The organism is Paenibacillus sp. FSL H8-0315 (assembly GCF_038005365.1).
GTDB lineage: Bacteria > Bacillota > Bacilli > Paenibacillales > Paenibacillaceae > Paenibacillus_AQ > Paenibacillus_AQ odorifer.
In genome coordinates, this window is record NZ_JBBOTA010000001.1 from 5,834,324 (window position 1) to 5,855,246 (window position 20,923).

15 protein-coding genes are annotated in these 20,923 nt (G+C 42.0%); 10 read left to right on the forward strand and 5 right to left on the reverse strand.

Translation table 11 applies throughout. The features are described from left to right. Nucleotides 1-46: 46 nt before the first annotated feature. A complete protein-coding gene (gene arfA, locus MHB56_RS25220; protein WP_339173253.1) occupies nt 47-1,552 on the reverse strand; it encodes an arabinosylfuranosidase ArfA in 1,506 nt (501 codons plus the stop codon). A 150-nt stretch (nt 1,553-1,702) separates the two neighbouring features. On the opposite strand from arfA, the gene MHB56_RS25225 reads away from it, so the two are divergent. From MHB56_RS25225 to MHB56_RS25250, 6 genes are all read left to right on the forward strand, one after another. Further along, nucleotides 1,703-2,605 carry an ArsR/SmtB family transcription factor gene (locus MHB56_RS25225; protein WP_248547998.1) on the forward strand — a complete coding sequence of 301 codons (903 nt, stop codon included), beginning with the start codon at nt 1,703-1,705 and terminating at the stop codon, nt 2,603-2,605. A 171-nt stretch (nt 2,606-2,776) separates the two neighbouring features. Then, nucleotides 2,777-3,784, forward strand: coding sequence for a LacI family DNA-binding transcriptional regulator (locus tag MHB56_RS25230; protein ID WP_036689737.1), 1,008 nt, complete (start codon nt 2,777-2,779; stop codon nt 3,782-3,784). Between the two features lie 178 nt (nt 3,785-3,962). Then, the gene (locus MHB56_RS25235) at nt 3,963-4,904 is read left to right on the forward strand and encodes an ABC transporter permease (protein ID WP_341144390.1); all 942 of its coding nucleotides are present in this window, start codon (nt 3,963-3,965) and stop codon (nt 4,902-4,904) included. A 14-nt stretch (nt 4,905-4,918) separates the two neighbouring features. Then, complete coding sequence (locus tag MHB56_RS25240; RefSeq protein WP_036689738.1) at nt 4,919-5,806, forward strand: carbohydrate ABC transporter permease; 888 nt, start codon at nt 4,919-4,921, stop codon at nt 5,804-5,806. Nucleotides 5,807-5,861: 55 nt separating this feature from the next. Next, a complete protein-coding gene (locus MHB56_RS25245) occupies nt 5,862-7,499 on the forward strand; it encodes a sugar ABC transporter substrate-binding protein (protein ID WP_038569996.1) in 1,638 nt (545 codons plus the stop codon). A 63-nt stretch (nt 7,500-7,562) separates the two neighbouring features. Beyond that, nucleotides 7,563-8,906: a glycoside hydrolase family 30 protein gene (locus MHB56_RS25250; RefSeq protein ID WP_036689741.1), complete on the forward strand. Its 1,344-nt coding sequence runs from the start codon at nt 7,563-7,565 to the stop codon at nt 8,904-8,906. Between the two features lie 200 nt (nt 8,907-9,106). Here MHB56_RS25250 and thiD read toward each other — a convergent pair whose 3' ends face one another. Further along, nucleotides 9,107-9,919 carry a bifunctional hydroxymethylpyrimidine kinase/phosphomethylpyrimidine kinase gene (thiD, locus tag MHB56_RS25255; protein ID WP_038570000.1) on the reverse strand — a complete coding sequence of 271 codons (813 nt, stop codon included), beginning with the start codon at nt 9,917-9,919 and terminating at the stop codon, nt 9,107-9,109. A 131-nt stretch (nt 9,920-10,050) separates the two neighbouring features. Further along, entirely contained in the window at nt 10,051-10,932 is an 882-nt protein-coding gene (locus MHB56_RS25260; protein WP_341144149.1) for a DUF4850 domain-containing protein, read from the reverse strand. 181 nt (nt 10,933-11,113) lie between these two features. On the opposite strand from MHB56_RS25260, the gene MHB56_RS25265 reads away from it, so the two are divergent. After that, a complete protein-coding gene (locus MHB56_RS25265) occupies nt 11,114-12,208 on the forward strand; it encodes a glycosyltransferase family 2 protein (protein WP_341144150.1) in 1,095 nt (364 codons plus the stop codon). 1,537 nt (nt 12,209-13,745) lie between these two features. Here the strand turns inward: MHB56_RS25265 and MHB56_RS25270 are convergent. Further along, nucleotides 13,746-15,356, reverse strand: coding sequence for a response regulator transcription factor (locus MHB56_RS25270; RefSeq protein ID WP_341144151.1), 1,611 nt, complete (start codon nt 15,354-15,356; stop codon nt 13,746-13,748). A 14-nt stretch (nt 15,357-15,370) separates the two neighbouring features. Beyond that, nucleotides 15,371-17,095, reverse strand: a complete 1,725-nt coding sequence (locus tag MHB56_RS25275; protein WP_340394004.1) for a cache domain-containing sensor histidine kinase — start codon at nt 17,093-17,095, stop codon at nt 15,371-15,373. 256 nt (nt 17,096-17,351) lie between these two features. On the opposite strand from MHB56_RS25275, the gene MHB56_RS25280 reads away from it, so the two are divergent. The 3 genes from MHB56_RS25280 (at nt 17,352) to MHB56_RS25290 (ending at nt 20,903) form a co-directional block, all read left to right on the forward strand. Beyond that, on the forward strand, nt 17,352-18,956 hold the full coding sequence (locus tag MHB56_RS25280) for an extracellular solute-binding protein (protein WP_076130367.1): 1,605 nt from the start codon (nt 17,352-17,354) through the stop codon (nt 18,954-18,956). Nucleotides 18,957-19,038: 82 nt separating this feature from the next. Further along, nucleotides 19,039-19,962 (forward strand): ABC transporter permease, encoded by a 924-nt coding sequence (locus MHB56_RS25285; protein WP_076130366.1) that lies wholly within the window; start codon nt 19,039-19,041, stop codon nt 19,960-19,962. A 17-nt stretch (nt 19,963-19,979) separates the two neighbouring features. Further along, nucleotides 19,980-20,903: a carbohydrate ABC transporter permease gene (locus MHB56_RS25290; RefSeq protein WP_076130365.1), complete on the forward strand. Its 924-nt coding sequence runs from the start codon at nt 19,980-19,982 to the stop codon at nt 20,901-20,903. Nucleotides 20,904-20,923 lie beyond the last annotated feature (20 nt).

Below are 20,923 nucleotides of genomic sequence, written 5' to 3' on the forward strand. Positions count from 1 at the left end.
TTATTAAAGATTCATGGGGGCATTTCTATGACTATTACAAGTTAACTTAGCCGTTCACCCGCAGACGAATCACATTCCAGGAAGCTTTTGCGAGAAGGGCTTTTACATGTCCACTCTCAACAACGGCTTTGCCTTGGCTAGGCATCACGTTATGAGGAATGGATTTGGTATTTACAGCTTTTATATCTTCATGTTCCAGTACAATATGTTCAATAATGTTTACGGAACTGAAGCTGCGCAGATCCACGTCGAGCTCTAGTCCTTCGGATAAATGGCGGTTTACAGCAAAGACGGTTACTTCATTCAGCTCTTCGTTGTATACACTAATGGCTTCCAAGTAAGGCACATCAGTGAAATCTTTGGAATCGTATTTAGGGCTGGAAATCAGTGGGTGAAGTACGGTTCCACGACCATAAAGGGAAGCATGCAGGTACGGATAATAAGTAGTCTGCAGCCAAAGCGGTCCGCCATTTTCAGTCATAATTGGGGCGATTACATTGATCAGCTGCGCTAAGCAGGCCATTTTCACACGATCAGCATGCTTCAATAATGAAATAAGACAGCAGCCCACAACAAGTGCATCTTCAAGTGTGTACACATCTTCGAATTCTGGCGGTGCGATCTGCCAATTTTGTTCGGCACGGCTGCTGCCTTGTGATTTCCATACATTCCATTCATCGAGCGACAGATTAATTTTCTTCTTGCTCTTTTTCTTCGCTTGAACATAATCACAGGTGGCAGCCACACTGCTGATGAAATGATCCAAATCCATAGAGCGGGCTAGGAAATTAGGTGTGTCGTCATTGTTGTTATTGTAGTACGTATGCAGTGATAAATAATCTACATTATCATAAGAAAGATCAAGCACAGTAGCTTCCCACTCGGCAAAAGTGTCCATGCTGCTGCCGGAGCTGCCACAAGCCACAAGCTCAAGCGTTGGATCGACCCAGCGCATAGCTTTTGCAGTTTCGTTCGCTAACCGGCCATATTCGACCGCGGTTTTAGCGCCAATCTGCCACGGACCATCCATTTCATTTCCGAGACACCAGGTCTTAAAAGCATGAGGCTCTTTATACCCATGAGAGATCCGCAGGTCACTGTAGTAGGAGCCGGAAGGATGATTGCAATACTCTACTAGATTTCTAGCTGCATCGATGCCGCGTGTTCCAAGGTTAACTGCCATCATGACTTCGCTGCCTACGAGCTTAGCCCAATCTGCAAATTCGTTGGTACCCACTTGATTGGTTTCTGTGGTCCACCAAGCTAGTTCAAGAGATTGCTTGCGTTCATGCTTGGGTCCAACCCCATCTTCCCAATTGTAACCGGATACAAAGTTTCCTCCAGGATAACGGATGATAGGAACGTTTAAGGCACGAATAGCTTCGATGGCATCGTTCCGAAAACCATTCTGATCCGCAGTAGGGTGACCCGGGTCATAAATCCCACCGTATACTGCTCTTCCTAAATGTTCGATAAATGAGCCGTAGATCCGCGGGTCTACTTCAGCTAGTCTGAAATCTTTGTCAATAATCATTGTCGATTTAATTGGCATGAGTGTACAGCTCCCTCTAGTTGAATTAATGATTTCACTAATTAAGTAATTGTTTTATGATTACATGATACTGATTTTCGCTTATAATAAGCAATGAATTAATTTAGGATTCGTTAAAATGCTAATTCAATAAGCATAGGAGACGTTGGAATGTACTTAACCACAGATTCTGAATCCTTGCAGGTGTATGAAGCGCTGGCAAGTGAAGTTAGGCTGCGAATTATTGAACTTCTGGACCGCAGAGAGATGCACATCAAAGAGCTGGCAGCGGAGCTCTATCTTAGTAGTGCAATTGTTAGTACTCATGTAGCAAAGCTGCAAAAAGCAGGCCTGATCAGTTCTAAAATGAGACGAGTAAATGGAGGAACCTATAAATATTGTTCTTTGTCTGCGAATTACCTGCAGATTAAATTATCGGGCTCCCGTGGAGTTGCCAGAAAGGTGGTTGAGGTGTCTATCCCTGTAGGGCAATATACCGATATTCAGGCTTTACCTACCTGCGGGATTGCTACTACTGAGAAGCTGATCGGCTATTATGATGATCCGCGTTATTTTCTGGACCCGGAACGGGTGAATGCCGGCATAGTATGGTTTGCGAAAGGTTCTATCGAGTACAAGATTCCAAATTATCTATTTCAAGATCAAGTGGTGCAGGAGATTGAGATTTCGCTGGAAATAGGTTCCGAAGCTCCACATGTAAATGAGAAGTGGCCGTCGGATATTGGATTTATGATGAATGGACAGGATTTAGGGAAATGGACTAGTCCGGGCGACTTTGGCCTTACTAGAGGACGATTAAATCCCATTTGGTGGCGTTCAGATGTTAACCAATATGGTTTGCTGAAGGTTCTGCGGATTAATGCAGGTGGAACCTTTGTGGATGGGCAGCAAATTTCAGATATTACCCTGAAAGATGTACGAGTAGAGCAGGATCAGTGGACCTTTCGTTTAACAGCAGAGAATAGCGGACGGAGAAGAGGCGGACTAACCATATATGGCCGTGGGTTTGGGAATTACGAGCAAGACATTATGTTTAGAGTGTATTACGAATGATTTCGAGTTTGCAGGTAAGGAGTTTTATAAGATTCTGTAGAAAATTTAAGCTTGTGTACCAATTATTACCTCTGATAAAATAAAAATAAAAAATATATTGTAATGAAAACGTTTTTATGTTAATTTAAATCTATAAAAACGTTTTTATTCGTAAAGGAAGATTGAATCATTATGGAAAAGGTAACGATCAAAGATGTTGCCAGAGAGGCTGGAGTCTCCATTTCTACGGTTTCCAACGCGTTAAATGACGTAGATGTATTGAACCCGGAGACGAAATCACATGTTCTTAAGGTTGCGAAGCGATTAAATTATGTTCCTAACCTGAACGGTAAGCTCCTTAGGAACGGGAAAACCAAAATGCTGGGTTTTTTCACAACAAGTGTGTCGGGTCCATACTTCTATAAGCTGGTTGAGTCCATGTCGCGTGAATGTGATCGGCTAGGTTACGGGCTGAATGTATTTGTTACCAAGGATAAACAAGTGATTATGAGCAATATTCTAGGCCGGCGAGTGGATGGTGTCATTATCTACGAAGAGCTGAGAATAGACGAAGAAGAAATTGCCGCAATGGTGAAAGACAAGATCAAGGCTGTATTTCTGGATCGGCCGCTTAAGAACGACACGATGGGAAGCGTGATTTTTGATTCCTTTGAAGCGGGGTTTGAAGCGACCAAATATTTAATCAGTCTAGGGCATAAAAAGATTGCTTACATATCTGGTGTAGATGAGATGTACGACAGTGTTCAGCGGAGAGAAGGATACTTAGCTGCTTTGCGTCAGTATCAGCTACCCACGCATGAAGAGTATATTATACAAGGATATTTTGAAGAAGAAAGCACTTACAACGCTATAAAATCTTTCCTTCACTATAGTCCTGATAAAATACCTGATGCCTTCTTAGCAGGGAACGACTTGAGTGCAATTGGATGTATTCAAGCTTTGAAATCGCATGGATACGAAGTTCCGCTAGATGTTAGCGTTATGGGGTTTGATGATATTGATATTGCGCAGTATTTCTCACCGCCTTTAACTACTGTAAGAAATCAAATTGCTAGACAGGGTATTTTGGCTATTAATCACCTAGTTCGCATGATCCAGAAGAAGGAACAGGGCGAGATGATGAAATTGGCGGGGGAATTAGTTGTAAGAGGTTCTAGTCAAGTAAAGATTGGTCGGTAAGAACACATATATGTAATGGGTTCAAGATTTCACCCGATCATTTTTTATAATTTTGTTGTTTTGGGAGGGTTTTTTTTCAAAAAAATAAAAACGTTTTTATTGTTTGGGGATCATGATTTGGAGGGGAGAAGAAAAAGTGGATAAATTAGCCGTAGTGCCAACAAACGGAAAGAATCCAATGAGCGGGAAAAAGCCTATGGGGCAGAGGGTCAAAGAATTTGTAATTGATTACAAGAGACAATGGGAAATTCAATCCATGGTCATCCCGGGAATTATTTTTATGATTATCTTTTGTTTTATTCCGATTTACGGATTGACGATTGCTTTTAAAAGCTACACCGTAATTGATACGCTCGATTCTGCACCTTGGGTAGGGCTCGATAATTTCAGAATTATTTTATCTGATAAATATTTTTGGGACGCTGTAGTTAATACATTAGGGATCAGCTTTCTGAAATTAGCCATAGGGTTTGTTATTCCTATTATTTTATCCGTTATGATTTACGAATTAAGTGGTGGACGTTTTAAAAAGATAGTGCAAACCATCTCTTATTTACCACACTTTTTGTCCTGGATCGTTCTCGGCGGGATGCTGATTGCCTGGTTTTCCTCATCCGGTATGTTTAATGAGATTATGCTCAGTTTGGGACTGATTTCGAAACCGGTAAATATTTTGCTTGATGCGAATAAATACTGGTGGATTGCAACGTTATCCGATATTTGGAAAGAGGCTGGTTGGGGAACGATTCTCTACTTAGCCATTATGTCGAAAATTGATCCTACTTATTATGAGGCTGCCAAAATAGATGGCGCAAGCCGTGTGAGACAAATTTGGAATATCACACTTCCTAACATGAAACCGATTATCAGTTTAAATCTGATTCTGACTGTAAGCGGTTTATTAGGATCAAATCTGGATCAAACCCTGGTATTGATGAATTCTCAGAACCGCGTTAAGGCGGAGGTCATTAATTCTTATGTGTATCGTATGGGTATGACGCAAGGTGACTTCTCTTATGCTACTGCTGTTGGTTTAGGTGTCTCCATCGTTTCAGTCATCCTACTGATTAGCGCCAACAAAGTATCCAGTAAATTAAATGATAATCAATCAGTTCTGTAGAAGGAGGCATTTCTGTGAATCGTACGGTGGCTAAAGAAGATCTCGATAGTCGAATCTTTAATACCTTAAATATTATCCTGCTCTGTATTTGTACAATCATTATTGTCGTTCCTTTATGGAATGTAGTCATTTCCTCTTTAAGTTCGGGCAAGGCGCTTGCGGAAGGCGGATTCATATTTTGGTCTCCAGAGTTCTCCTTGGAAAATTATCGTGCTGTATTTCAAGATGAGACCATTGGTTTAGCATTCGTAGTATCGCTTGCCAAAACATTCATTGGTGTCATTACCCACGTATTCTTTTGTGCCATGATCGGTTATGGCTTGAGTAAGAAATACATACGTGGACGTAAGCTGTATGTTGCCATGGGTGTAATCACTATGTTTTTCTCTGGTGGAATGATCCCTACGTATTTATTGATTAAATCATTAGGCCTCTTAAACAGCTTCTGGGTTTATATTATCCCGGCCTTGTTCAGTTATTATGATGTAGTTATTCTAATGAACTTCTTCAGAAATGTACCGGATTCACTTGAAGAGTCAGCCAAAATTGATGGTGCAGGTGACTGGCGCATTTTCCTAAAAATCTTTATCCCTCTTTCCATGCCGGCTATGGCCACCATTGCGTTATTTAACGGGGTTGGGCAGTGGAACGACTTTATGACTACCAAGTTATATATTACCGATCAATCGCTCTACCCGCTGCAGATGAAGCTCTATGAAATCATTGTTCAGTCGCAAACACAATCCATGCAAAATGTTGGTGGATCTGCGATTATCGAAACTACGACTAAAGGGGTTCAACTAGCAACAATTGTCATTACAACTTTGCCGATTGTTGTGATGTATCCAATATTACAGAGGTACTTTATCTCAGGCATGATGATGGGGGCGGTGAAGGAATAGTAAGTAAATCTCCAAGTAGTGAATGCTTACAAAACATTTTAGGGGGAAACAAAAGATGAACAAAGCATTTGGGAAAAAAGGACTCAAACTTTGTACGGCACTTATGGCTGTTGTATTAGTATTTACAGGTTGTGGATCGAAAGGTAATTCTGACAGCTCCAGTAAAGAGTTAAGCTCCATTGAAGGCCGTTATACTATAGATCCGGAAACACCGGCATGGAAGCTGGATACAAAAAAAGAAACAACAGATCTGACTTGGTACGTGAATGCAGACTGGTGGAATACTGATTTCGGAAAAGACCTTGTCACCAAGAAAATTAAAGAGGATTTAAACATCAACATTAAATTCATTACAGGCGATGACACTAAGCTAAATACGATTTTTGCCGGCGGTGAAATGCCAGATCTGTTGACTATTTTTGATTCCAACTCTCCAGTCGTACAAAAAGCTGCTACCTGGGCATTGCCTTTAAATGATCTGGCAGATAAATATGATCCGTATTTCAATAAAGTTGCAGAAAAAGATACGATGAACTGGTTCCAGTTAGCAGATGGCAAGACCTATGGATACCCTAACTATTCCAATACGCAAAACGATTATGATAGCGGTAACATCCCTGCTAAAACAGCCTTTGTCATCCGCAAGGATGTTTACGAAGCCATTGGAAAACCAAGCTTTGGAACTCCTGAGGAATTCAAGAGCGTTATGCAACAAATCAAAAAACAATTCCCGGACATGATTCCTTTTGGTTTTAACTCCATTGGTTCAGGCACTGGTTCTTTGGGAGATGTATTGGAGGATTTCATCGGAGTGCCGATGGAAACTGAAAATGGCGAATTCTACAACCGTAATCTGGATGAGGATTACTTGACTTGGTTGAAAACGTTAAATGAAGTCTACAGAAATGGTGACATCAGTGATGACAGTTTTGCTGATGACGGTACTGCCTTTGAAGAAAAAGTGAAATCCGGTAAATATGCAACAATACTTTTGGATGGAACCCCTCAACAAAGTGGTAACCTGCAAATCTTCATGACAGAAAATCCAGGCAAGGAATATATCGCTATTGATGGCCCACAAAGTACTGTTGGACATGAACCAACGTTGAATCAATCCGGAATTACAGGTTGGATGATTAGCTATGTTACTAAAAAGGCTAAGGATCCTGCAAAAGCGATTCAAATTTACACTTATTTGCTCAGCGACGAAGGACAAAAGCTCATGAACTACGGTATTGAAGGAGAGACCTATAAAGTTAACGACAGCGGTAAAATTGAATTCTTGCCTGAAATCAAAGACCTGCAATTAAATAATGCCGATAAATTCAAAAAAGATTACCGGATGGGCGAATTTATGTTCTTTGGACATGACCGCGATAAAGCGCTGAGTAATGACGCATTCGCAGATTCCATTAAACAAATGCAAGAGTGGGGCAAAGGAAAGCTAAAACCACACTTTATTCTTGAAAACATTAACCCGGCTCAAGGAACGCCTGAAGCTCGCAGTCTTACTGCAATTGATACTACTTGGAACACTACGCTTGTAAGTATGATCCGCGCTAAAGACGATGCTACATTCGACAGCACCTTAGCTGCTTACAAAACATTTTTAAATGATAACAACTGGGATAAGATTGTAGAAGTTCGTTCTGAAAAAATGAAAAATAACAAAGAAAAATTAGGTCTTAAATAAGTTAGATAATAGAATGTGGCCCCTTCACTGGGGCCTCTTCATAGAAAAATGGAGGGAAACAACATGCCAGAGCTTAAAATATATCAATCCACCGGGGAGAATACATTGTTTGTAGAGCAAAGTCTGCAACAATTAACTCCAATTGCTGACGCAGAGGCGACCACTACTGTAACTATTGACGAGAATCAAACCTTTCAGGAAATGGATGGCTTTGGAGCATCCTTTACGGATTCATCCGCTTATTTGATTAATCAAGTCCTGGACAACGAACAGAAAAAGGAAGTCATGAGCAAGCTTTTTGACGCACAAGATGGAATTGGTTTGTCCGTATTAAGAAATCCAATGGGGGCATCGGATTATGCTAGAGATATTTATAGCTATGACGATAGACCTGCACAGGAAACGGATACGGAATTAACCCACTTCTCTATCGCACATGATGAAGCAGACATTATCCCTTTGTTGCAACAAGCTCTGGAAATTAACCCTGAGATCAAACTGATGGCTTCTCCATGGAGTGCACCAGGTTGGATGAAGACTAGCGGATCGATGATTGCTGGAGAACTTAAACAAGAATATTATCAGGCTTATGCCGATTATTTTGTTCGATATATTCAAGCTTTTGAAGGGCACGGATTGCCAACTTATGCTGTAACACCACAGAACGAGCCTTTATTTGAACCCAAACACTACCCTAGTATGTTAATGTTGCCTGAGGCGCAAAAAGATTTCATTAAAAACTACCTGAAGCCGAGCTTTGTTAAGCATAACATCGCTACAAAAATTCTCTGCTACGACCACAACTGGGATCGTCCAGATTATCCGTTAACCGTGCTCGATTATGCAAAAGATGAAGTGGATGGTGTAGCTTGGCACTGGTATGGTGGCAATGCGTCAGCGCAATCAGAGGTTCTGAAAGCTTTTGCTGATAAAGAAGTGCATTTTACAGAAGGTTCTGGTGGAGAATGGATTCCTCCGTTTGAACAAGCCTTCTCCAATGTAATGAGAACAGGGATTGATATTCTTAGAAATCATAGTAAATCCTTTGTGTTATGGAATATGGCCTTAGATGAAAAGAACGGCCCAACCGTACCGGGTTTTGGCAAAAGTACTTGTCGTGGTGTTGTGACAGTCAACCAAGAGACCAAGGAGCTTACGTATACACTCGACTATTATGCGCTGGCCCATTTCAGTAAATTTATTCGTCCGAAGGCTGTGCGCATTGACGCCTCCACCAATCAAGAAGTGATTCGTTCCGTAGCTTTTAAGAATACAGATAACTCTATTGCAGTTGTTCTGTTCAACGATAGTGAAAAGGCTGAGAATGTGGCTTTGAACTTGCCGGGAGCGGATGAATTATCTTTCCGTTTGGCGTCAAAAAGTGCTTTATCCATTTTGATAAAATAATTAGAGGACGTAGCTCAGAAGCACTCGAATCTTGATTCGGGTGCTTTTTTTATGAAAATAATCGTATAAAAAATCTATGTTCGGTAAGCTTAGTTTTGAATTTACGGATTTTCAATAATAGTAAATAAAAATGGCAGTCCAAAGCTGAAGTTCAGCGTCTGGACTGCCATTTATTTTTTTGTGTAATTGGATTGCGAGTTCTAACGTTCTAAACGGTAACCACCGTGAAATACAGGACCCACATATTCATTAAACGCAAATCCATTACGAATGGCTGCGGAGACAAAATCTTTAGCTTTTGCAACAGCTTCATGAACCGTTAAGCCATTAGCTAGACCGCCTGTAATTGCTGCGGCAAAAGTACATCCAGCTCCATGATTGTGAGCGGGTTCGATTTTGGCTGTTTGGAATACAGTGTACTCAGAACCGTCGAAGAAGATATCAATCGCTTGATCGCCGCCGAGTGCTTTGCCGCCTTTAACCACGACATTACGTGCACCGAGCTTATGAATCAGACGGGCAGCTTCTTTCATTTCCTCAAGGGTAGTAAGTTTGCCAAGACCTGAAAGAACACCTGCTTCAAACAAGTTTGGGGTGACCACAGTTGCTAGTGGTAGCAATAAGTCACGAATAGCCTCAGCGCTGTCAGGGTTCAAGACTTCATCTTCACCCTTGCACACCATAACTGGATCAATAACTACATTAGTCTGAAGATTTTCTTTGATCGCTTGCTCTGCAACGCGCACAATTTCAACACTTCCAAGCATACCTGTCTTCATGGCATTAACCGGGCCACCAGCGAAAATAGTTTTTAACTGCTCAGCAACAATGGAGGCATCAATTGGATAAACATTATGGTGCCAGCCGTTGTCCGGGTCCATAGTAACGATAGTGGTCAAGGCACTAAAGCCGTAGGTACCATACTCTTCAAATGTTTTTAGATCCGCTTGGATGCCTGCGCCACCACTGGAGTCGCTGCCTGCAATAGTTAGAGTTTTAATAATTTGAGTCATGGTTACGTCCCCTTTATATATGTCTGAATTCATAAACAACGCATTGCATTGATTATAACAAAAAATAGCACCTACGTCTTTCTAAAAGCAAGAGCAAGGTTGAAAATACCTTTCTCTAAAAATTCCCACCCTTAGTCCAGCTTCTCTGCGTTTGGGTCAGCAATGAAGAGCGGTCCATGATTATCTGTAAAGAACTTCATGAGGGTCTCCACTACTTCCTGCTGTGGGGATGTTTGAGCTTGATGTATTCCGATACTGCGGAATAAATAACCCCATTCTCCCTTATCGTAATAGGCAGCACCCTCATCCTGAAAGCCATTCGCGTCTGCTTGAAGCGTATATCTGACCGTTCTTGCTTCAGCTCCTGCAGTACCTAAAATATGCTGCTCGCTAAACTTAAGCGGATTATTAATGGTAAATCCCAGCGCTTCAGCCCATTCGGCTTTTTCCGGGAAATAAGCTCCGATTGCAGTAATGGCACAGCCTATACAAGTCCAAGCCGTATCTGAATAGTTCATGTTTTGTTCCGGATGGTTCGGATCCTGAAAGGTAACTCCATAAGAACCGTTAGCGCCGACAACCGCGGTAGCCTGCCATCCGGCAGGAGCGAGTAGAAGATAACCTCCACCGATATCAGGACGGTAGACCAGCGTTGCTTCTACTTGGTTTTTCATGTCTTGAGATAAAGCAAAGGTCATTTCAGGTATGGGGGGGATTTCTGTATTTACATATTCGCTGCCACTATCAATATTTAGCTGCGCGAGCGTAGTGTGCAGTGGAATGATGACCTGCCCATTATCGGGATCACTGCTAGGAAATTCGAGCATTTTTTGAGTGGGGCTGGGTTTGTTATCTGCTTCATTATTAGTTTGTGCGTTGGTGGACGGGGGTGGAGTGGTAGGTGTTTCCCAGTTGAGCCCTTTATATCCAATCAGCAGCACTAGTACAATTACGACGCACAATATTGAAGTTAAGATCCAGCCGTTTCTAACGCTTTTTCGTTTGGATTTCATATATTCTGTACCTCCTTTGATCTTACTTATATAGACCTAAGAATGGAGTGGAAAGTTTCTTACATAACCTTTATATTTCTGAAGTTCTTCATGATCGGGCGGGATAGAGAGGGAGTCCGTTTCTTAAACCCTGCATATCAATATAGAAAGAATTTCAAACAAAGCGTGTAGGAGGGCGAGTATGGTTACGATTAGTTTATGTATGATAGTACGAAATGAAGAAAAAAGCTTGCACAGATGTTTGTCTACCATTGCAAGTCTCGTAGATGAAATTGTTATCGTGGATACAGGCTCGACGGATAAAACAAAAGAGATTGCGTTGTCCTTCGGAGCTGTAATTTATGATTTTGAATGGATTGATAATTTTAGTGCCGCACGTAATTTTGCCTTTAGCAAAGCTACTCAGGAGTACATTTTGTGGCTTGATGCGGATGATTATATAAAGGAAGAGGATCAGATTCTTTTTAAAAAACTAAAAGAAATCCTGCCCGGACATATTCACAGTGTGAACATGCAATATAATCTGGCTTTTGACGAAGCGGGAAATGTCACAGCTAGTTTACGCCGCAACAGGCTGGTTCGGCGCAGCTGCAACTTTCAATGGATCGGGCCTGTTCATGAGTATTTAGAGGTAAGTGGTCCTTCTTTTAGTAGTGATGTCTGCATCACACATGAGAAAGATAAGGAATACACAGATCGTAATTTGCGGATTTATCAAAAACGTGTTGCACAGGGTGAAGTATTTTCGCCGAGAGACCAGTATTATTATGCGAATGAATTAAGGGATCATGCTATAAATGAAGAGGCTTGCAAATACTATGAGATTTTCTTAGCGGGTGGGCAGGGCTGGATTGAAGATAATTTTCAGGCTTGCCTAAAGCTTGCCGAATGCCGGGAACGGCTGGGGGATAAAGAAGGTGCATTTGAAGCGTTATGTAAAACCTTGCAGTATGATAAACCACGTTCAGAGTTCTGTTGCCGACTGGGGGCACTTCTGCTGGAAAAAGGCCAGTTGCATCCAGCCGCATACTGGTATGAGCTAGCGATTCAGCTACCGCGGGATAACGATTCGATGGGTATGAAGAATGGAATCTTTTATACCTGGCTGCCGCATCTTCAATTGGCACTTTGTTATGATCGTCTCGGCCAACACGAGAAGGCGAATCATCACAATGAAACGGCGTTGAGTTTTTATCCATCCCATCCTAGTATGTTATACAATCGCACCTATTTTAAAAATCTGCTTGGCGATAAATATGTAGCGCTTCAGGCTTAATTTAGTAAAAGAGATGCCCCAGCCGTTCTGATTATGACTGCTGGGGCATTTATGTGTTTTTTGGAGCTTGAAGATTACTGGCAGTGGGGAAGCTTCACGTGATCCCCGGCAATCTTCGCGGATTGGCTCCAGATTTCAGCGTAGGAAGTAGCTATCGGACTCAGCCGACCTTAAACGCTGCTTTATGGCACATTTGGAATTCTAACGGACCGCATAGTCGCTATTGACCAGAAACACACTCGATTTGGAGCAATATCTCAGGAATAGTTGCACTGGAGTCCGAAACTGTGCTCAAAAGGCTATAAATGAGCAAATAGCGTCATCTGGGTCCGGAAGCATCAGAGGCGAGAGTGGGGCGGGTGGTTACTGGCGGAGTTGCGCTGTCCCCTTGATCCCCGTCAAGCTTCGCTGATTGGCTCCAGATTTCCGCGTACGAAGTAGCTATCGGACCCAGCTGACCTTAAACGCTGCTATATGGCACATTTGGAATTCTAACGGACCGCATAGTCGCTATTGACCTGAAACACACTCGATTTGGAGCAATATCTCAGGAATAGTTGCACTGGAGTCCGAAACTGTGCTCAAAAGGCGATAAATGGGCAAATAGCGTCATCTGGGTCCGGAAGCAGGGGCGAGAGTGGGGCGGATAGTTACTGGTGGTCTTGGGATTTTCTATGATCCCCGGCAAGCTTCGCTAATTAGCTCCAGATTTCCGCGTAGGAAGTAGCTATCGGACCCAGCTGACCTTAAACGCTGCTATATGGCACATTTGGAATTCTAACGGACCGCATAGTCGCTATTGACCAGAAACACACTCGGTTTGGAGCAATATCTCAGGAATAGCTGCACTGGAGTCCGAAACTGTGCTCAAAAGGCGATAAATGGGCAAATAGCGTCATCTGGGTCCGGAAGCACCTGAGGCGAGAGTGGGCCGGGTGGTTACTGGTTGTAAGAGTAAGCTCGGCGTAAATGACTCCGGTAGTGTAGGAGAAAAGGCGTGGCGGATGATTACCGGGTGTAAGAGTAAGGTAAGAGGTGTAAGATTCCCGGTAGCGTAGGAGTATAGGCGTGGCGGATGATTACTGTGTGTAAGAGTGAGGCGCATAGTTATTGGCGATGTTGAGCTGTTCCCTTGATCCCACGGCATGTTTCGCTAATTAGCTCCAGATTTCCGCGTACGAAGTAGCTATCGGACCCAGCTGACCTTAAACGTTGCTTTATGGTACATTTGGAATTCTAACGGACCGCATAGTCGCTATTGACCTGAAACACACTCGATTTGGAGCAATATCTCAGGAATAGTTGCACTGGAGTCCGAAACTGTGCTCAAAAGGCGATAAATGAGCAAATAGCGTCATCTGGGTCCGGAAGCATCAGAGGGGAGAGGGTGGGGCGGGGGTTACTGGATGTAAGAGTAATGTTCGGCGTAAATGATTCCCGGCAGCGTAGGAGTAAAGGTAGACAGTAATTAATATTCAGAAGATATCCCAAAGAGGGTAACCCAGCATCCATGAACTAGATGCTTGGTTACCCTCTTTTAGTAAGCTGGATTGTATTGTTGTTCCTTTTTATAATCGTTTGGAGGGAGACCTACTTCTTGTTTGAAAAGCTTGGAGAAATAGGAGTAGTTGCTATAGCCGACTTTGTTCGCGACGGTATATACAGACATATTTGTGGTTTCTAATAGATGTTTCGCAGCAGCGATTCGGACGTGGATGACGTAACTGCCTAATGAAACCCCAGTTTCTCGTTTGAATATCCTCGCCAGGTAATCAGGATTGAGATAAACAATTTCAGCCAAATCATTTCGGGTCAGATCATCGCCGTAATGTGAATGAATGTATTGTTTGATTTCTTCTGCGACGGACTTAGGCTGGGCAGCAAAGTCACGATATTTCATGGCTGTAGTGACAAGGTATTTAAGATATTCTTCCATATCCTCGATTGAATCCAAAGAGTGCATAGATAATTTATCATTAGTTTTGCCAGAGTATAATTTGTGCGATCGTATCCCTTTCAGATTGAGAAATGAATAGACTAGCTGAACTACATCTAAACGGAACAAGCTAAGGACAGAGGTATCAAGTGTTCTATTGTTAAGCATGACCTTTAAATATTGTGTAACTTCTTCAAGAAAAGCAGTGAATTTATTCTGGTTCAGCAGCTCTTCCAAATAGGCAAGATCCGGTGGTGTATAGCCCGGTTTATTTTGCTGCAGATAAGCCTCCACCAAAAAGGTCTGATTTCTGCATCTCGTAATTTCTTCATCCATAGTCAGGGATTGTTTTAGAACATTCCCTACATTACTCAGTTTATCGTATAAGCCAATATTGCAGCAGACATCACATTTTAAATAAGGATTCGCCTTTTGAATAAAAGAAGAACATAATGCTTCAAGCCGTTGCGTGTCTGGTGCCTGGTTCCATTTTAAAATGGCGATCCAGTTATAATCTTTATATTCCAGAATGCTTTCGATGGTAAAACAAGGGCGTTGAAACAATTCGTACAATACATTTAGCAGGGCAAAATCAAACAGATCCTTTTCTTCTTTTCCCATGCTGCCATTGTAAGGGAATAAGTTAAATATCAAAGGCTGTAGAGTATCGCTCATTTGATAGGAGAGGTTTTGTTCTTCAATGGCATGTGTGATGTCTGCCAACTTAATCGGAAATGATGTACTGCCACTGACCAGCTTCCGCCAAAAATGCTCAAGAATCTTCGCCTGATTTTTTTGCCAAAAGTAACCGCCCTGAATGGCTTTTTCGTTTTTTTGCTGCTCTTTTGCTTGGGTGACCGCCTTTTGGATGATCAACATCAGCTTGTCAAATTCAATGGGCTTGAGGAAATATTCAAAGCTCTGCAATTCGATTGCTTTCTGCGCATAGTTGAAATCTGCATAATTGGTAAGAAGAATAGTCTGAATACTATAATTTCCCTCGCGAATCCATGCTAGTAATTCAAGTCCGCTGCCCTGCGGCATTTCAATATCTGAAATCAGAATTTGAACAGAATGCTTTTCTATTATTTCACGTGCTTGAGCGACATTATTAGCCGTATAAACAGTATCAATGTGGAGTGATTCCCAATCTATTTTCTTTTGCAATGCGGCAATAACATAAAAGTCATCATCAACAAGCAGTACATTCATAGTTTGCTCTCCATTCATTTAGATTTATTAGGAAGCTTCGGAAGATATAAGATTACACTAGCACCGCCGCCCTCCAAATTGGAGAAGGTGACGGTTGCTCTTTTTAAATATAGGTACTCTAGTCTTTTAAGCGTATTCATAATGCCGATTTGCGTACCTTTACTTTGATCCAAGGGCTCTCCAAGATTAAGTTTCTCTAACACCTGAGGTGGAAAACCGGGACCGGTGTCGGTGAGCTGGATAACGAGCATTTCTTCTTCCTGCTCCATCTGTAATCGTTGTACTGTAAGTCTGATCTCGGCTTCATGTTCGCGTGAAATCGCATATTTAATTGAATTTTCGATAAAGGTTTGCAGCACTAACGGTGGAATTTCCACACTGCCTGCCTGATCCTCTTGTTCGATGTAATAAATAAATGCGTCCTGATAACGTTGCTTTTGAATCTCCAAGTAGGTTCGGACATGCTCGATTTCATCCTCTAACCGGACAAAATTCTCGCCATTCTGAAAAATGTAACGGAAATACTTAGAGGTAGACAACGTCATATTTTCAATTTCTTTATACATATGAATTTGCGCCATGCTATAGATGCTAGTCAGACAGTTTAAGAAAAAGTGTGGTTTAATCTGTAGCTTCATATAGTCCAGCTGTATTCTTTGTTTCTCCAGTTCCTGCTCGTACATAGTGATTTTAAAGGTTTTGATTTGTTCAACCAAGCCTTTAAACTGAGTGTTTGCTTGTTCCAGCTCTATAATCTCACTGCTTTTGAAATCTGCGGGTTGCCCAGACTCATTAATGAAAGCAAGGTTATCGGAGAAGCTTTGAATCGGACCTAACACTCTTTTTTTGAAAAAGAGCAGAACAATGCATAACGTGGAGGTCACAATGAAGAACAATAACATAATAAGCAGCTGGGCAATCATGATTTTTTCGAATATGCCATATTTAATGACCATTTTGGTGCTGAAGGTGGTGTCTGAGAATGCGCTGTTGATGGTTGTACGCGATTGCAAAAGATTAGCGAATCCCCCATTTTCCGTTATTAACGTTCCGCTATTGGAGATCGGACTGGTTAAAGGCTGTTCATTCTCATCTACTAGAGAAACATAACCATTGGCGCCAAGATTAATTTGGCGTAGCGGCCGGATCAGATTATCTGCGGAGATCAGTCCAATTAAATAGCGATTGTAATAGGGCACGATATTAATTACATAATAATGGTTGTTCACAAGAATAGGCGTCCATTTGGAATAAAACTTCTCATACATCTCCTTATCATCAATATAAGAAATAATCTTCTTTTTCAGCTCCCTGTAATCCGTATAGGTTACGCTGATCGGTGCACAATTCAAAAAATAGGTCTCATTTTTCAAATAGTAGAAGAAGTTATACTCATGCCCGTAGTTTTTTTGCAGCTCGGTAAAGCGTTTGAACAGATTATCATTTGCTTTTAAGAACTCGATACTGTTGACCCCGTAAGTATTCATCGTTAGTAAGCTCTCATCGTTCCCAAGCGTCCAGCCCATATAGTGATTAATGTAGGCAAAATCATGATTAATACGATTGATGTAAAGTGCCGCAGTATCCTGCAAATTTCGAGTGGACTGCTGCTTAACGATGGAAATGGAAGCGATGCTGATTCCTAAATCCAGAATAAGGACTGTGAATGAAACCAACATCATGACTTTTATATAATGGCGAATGGGGTAGGTTTTATGTTTCGCTGTTTTTTTGATCATAAAGTCATTATAAAACCTCTGCGTGAAAAAAACATAAGAACTCGCTAGTGATTTCCCTCAAAGTCCGGATAGCACATACAGAAGTCGGGATACTGTTATTAAATCTCCCCAAGTAGAGCATTTAGCTTTTGTATTTTTTGTAAGCGAATTCAAAGGTCTGGATAACCGTCTTAATGTGTCCGGAATACGAAAAAATAAGAAGTTATTATAAAGCTATTCAGATGCATTTTGATAAATTGAAATGGGGGATTAAGAGATGAGTCAACACAGTAAGAAAAAAACTGCAAAGAAATGGACTGTGGGTCTGCTGGCGGCTGCGATGGTATTTGGAATTGCTGGCTGCGGCGGTAACAACGGGAATAATGCAGCGACAAATGAAACGAGCAGCTATAACAAAGAAGGTCTGCCGATTGTGAATGAGCCTGTGACACTTAAAGTGCTGACTGTCCGTTGGGGGAGTATGGGGGACACCTTTACGCAAAACCAATGGCTGAAGGATCTGGAGAAAAATACGAATGTCAAAATCGATTGGCAAGTAATGTCCTCCAATGACTGGGGTGAGCAGAAGTCGATTATGCTGGCAAGTGGCACGCTTCCGGATATCGTTTTGGGAGATCAAACCTTTGGGGATGCCGATATCGTAAATAATCTGAGCTTTTTCCGGCCGCTTGATGATTATATCGAGCAAAATATGCCTAATCTCAAAGCAGCTATGGAAGAAACCCCAGAAATGAAAAAAATCAGCACATTTCCTGACGGGAAAATCTACTCCCTGCCAACAAGACTTCCTGCACGTCCAAAAAGCTCACGTCAGCCTGTGATTAACAAGACCTGGCTGGACAAATTGGGCTTGAAGGTGCCTGAAACGATTGATGAGCTTTATAACGTGCTCAAAGCTTTTAAAGAACAAGATCCGAATGGGAATGGAAAACAAGATGAGATTCCTTTTATTGAAATTGGTAATGACTTGATTAGTCCTTTCGGAATTGCCGATTTAAATAACAATAATATGATCATCAAGGACGGAAAAGCGATATATTTCCCTATTTCGGAGGAGTTCAAAGAAGGTCTCAAATGGGAAAATAAATTGTATGCGGAAGGCTTGCTAGATAAAGAGGTATTCACTCAGGACGATACGATGAGATCGGCTAAGTTCCAGAATCCGGATGCTCCAATCGTAGGCTTTACGTACCAATGGACTCCAGACGCCGTGTTTGGGAAATGGAGCGATCAATATGTGACGATTCCACCGATTGCCGGACCAGATGGTAAACGTTATACGATCGGGAATCCGATTGGGATGAATCTTAACCGTAATGAGCTGCTGATCACCACGTCCTGCAAATATCCTGAGGTTGCCGCACGTTGGGCAGATCAGTTCTATACTGACGAAGCGAGCATTCAGAATTTCTGGGGTGCGATTGGAACGGTTATTAAGAAAAACGATGATAGCACTTATACATTGATGGATCCACCAGCTGGAACCAGCGCAGATGCTTGGTATTGGGATCAATCGCTACGTGATTTTGGACCGAAATATGTGAGCCCATCCTTTGAATCGAAAATTGTCCTGAACCCTGAAAGTGGAGATGGACTGAAGCTGCAGCTGGATAAGCTGGGCAGTGAATATGTAACCACACCTTTCCCTAACGTAATGTACACTTCTGAGGAGTTCGAGGAGCTGCCAACCTTGACTACGGATATCGACAGCTATGTGAATACTATGCGGGCGCAATTTATTAGCAAAGGCGGAATTGACGAGGGCTGGGATGCTTATGTGAGCAAGCTTAATAAAATGGGACTTGAAAAGTTAGTTAAGATTCGCACGGATGCTTACAGCCGTTATATGAACGTGAAATAACCTATTCGTCTTTCGAAAAAGGTGCTGCCCTGCAGGATAGCTGTGGGGTAGCATTCTCTATTTTAAATAAGGAGGGGATGTCATGAAATCTAGTCCACTTCATTTCGGGCGGAAATTCGGACAAATCAAACAAAATTGGGGTCTCTATCTATTGCTTTTTCCTGCTGTAGTTCTGACGTTATTATTCGCGTACAAGCCAATGTACGGGGTGCTGATTGCTTTCAAGGATTATAGCCCGGCGTTGGGAATTGGAGGCAGCCCTTGGGCTGGATTCAAGTACTTCGAGAAATTTTTTCATTCCTATCAATTTTCATCAACGATTAAAAACACATTGATCATCAGTGTGTACAGTCTGATTACCTTTCCGATTCCAATTATACTGGCGCTGATGGTTAACCAGATGAGACCTAACCGGTTCAGACGTTTTTTCCAGACGGTGTCCTATATGCCGCACTTTATCTCCACAGTAGTAATGGTGGGTTTAATGATGATTTTGTTCTCACCTAGCACCGGACTGCTGGGCAATATATATAGTCTTTTTGGAAAAGAGGCTCCTGATCTGATTGGCTCCGCTGGATTATTCAGCAGTGTATATGTTTGGTCGGATGTGTGGCAGCATGTCGGCTGGGACAGCATTATCTTTATCGCTGCGCTCTCCGCAGTTGATCCTAGCTTGTACGAGGCGGCAACCGTAGACGGAGCAAGCCGGATGCATAAAATTCGTTATATCGATATTCCGATGCTGATGCCAACAGCGATAACCTTGCTTATTTTGCGGGTCGGTGGATTGCTTGGGGTTGGGTTTGAAAAAGTGTACTTAATGCAAAATGACTTGAACATCACTTCAAGCGAAATTCTTTCTACTTATGTCTACAAAATTGGCTTGCTCAGCAGTCAATACAGCTTTTCCTCGGCGATCAACCTGTTTAACACCGTTATTAATTTTATTTTATTGATCATGGTCAATCAGATTTCTAAAAAACTAAGCGAAAATAGCTTGTGGTAGAAGGGAGGAGAATTGAAATGGGAGGTTTAGAGACAGTTACTAAAGGGAATGTGGGGAAAATAAAGAAGAATCGTTCTTCGGATACTATAATGGAAATAGTGATGTATGTTATATCAGCAATTTTTCTAGTTATCTTAATCTATCCGCTGTATTTTATCGTCATTGCTTCGTTCAGTGATCCTTCCGCGGTGGCGGGGGGGCAGGTTTGGTTATTTCCTAAAGGGTTCACCTTCGATGGTTACAAAGAGCTGCTGCGTCATGAAAATATTTGGATCGGTTACTGGAATACCATCATGTATACGGTGGTAGGGACCGCAATCGGTTTAATTGTAAATATTTCTGCGGCCTATGCGTTGTCCAGAAAGGATCTTGTGGGGCGAAAATATCTTTCCCTGTTTTTCATCTTTACGATGTTTTTTAATGGGGGGTTAATTCCGACTTTTCTAACGATCCGTGATTTCCATCTGTACGACACATTTCTGGTGATGGTACTGCCTTTCTCCGTTGGGGTGTTTAACATTATCGTTGCCCGCACCTTTTTTCAGTCGAGTATTCCGGGAGATTTATGGGAAGCTGCACAGATCGATGGTTGTGGAAATCTTCGATATTTTGTACAGATCGTTTTGCCACTATCGAAGGCGATTATTGCCGTGCTGGGTCTATGGATCGCCGTTGGTTACTGGAATTCATATTTTAATGCCTTGATCTATTTGAAAAATCCTAATATGTATCCTTTGCAGCTGATTCTGCGAAATATTCTGATCACCAATCAGATGCAATCGGGGATGGGAACCGGGGAAGCTGCGCAAATCGCACTACGACTCGCCAATATGATGCGGTATTCTGTTATTATCGTGGCAACGGTTCCGATCATGTGTGTGTACCCCTTTGTACAAAAATACTTTAACCAAGGGGTAATGATCGGCGCAGTGAAGGAATAGTACATTCGGCTATTCTACTA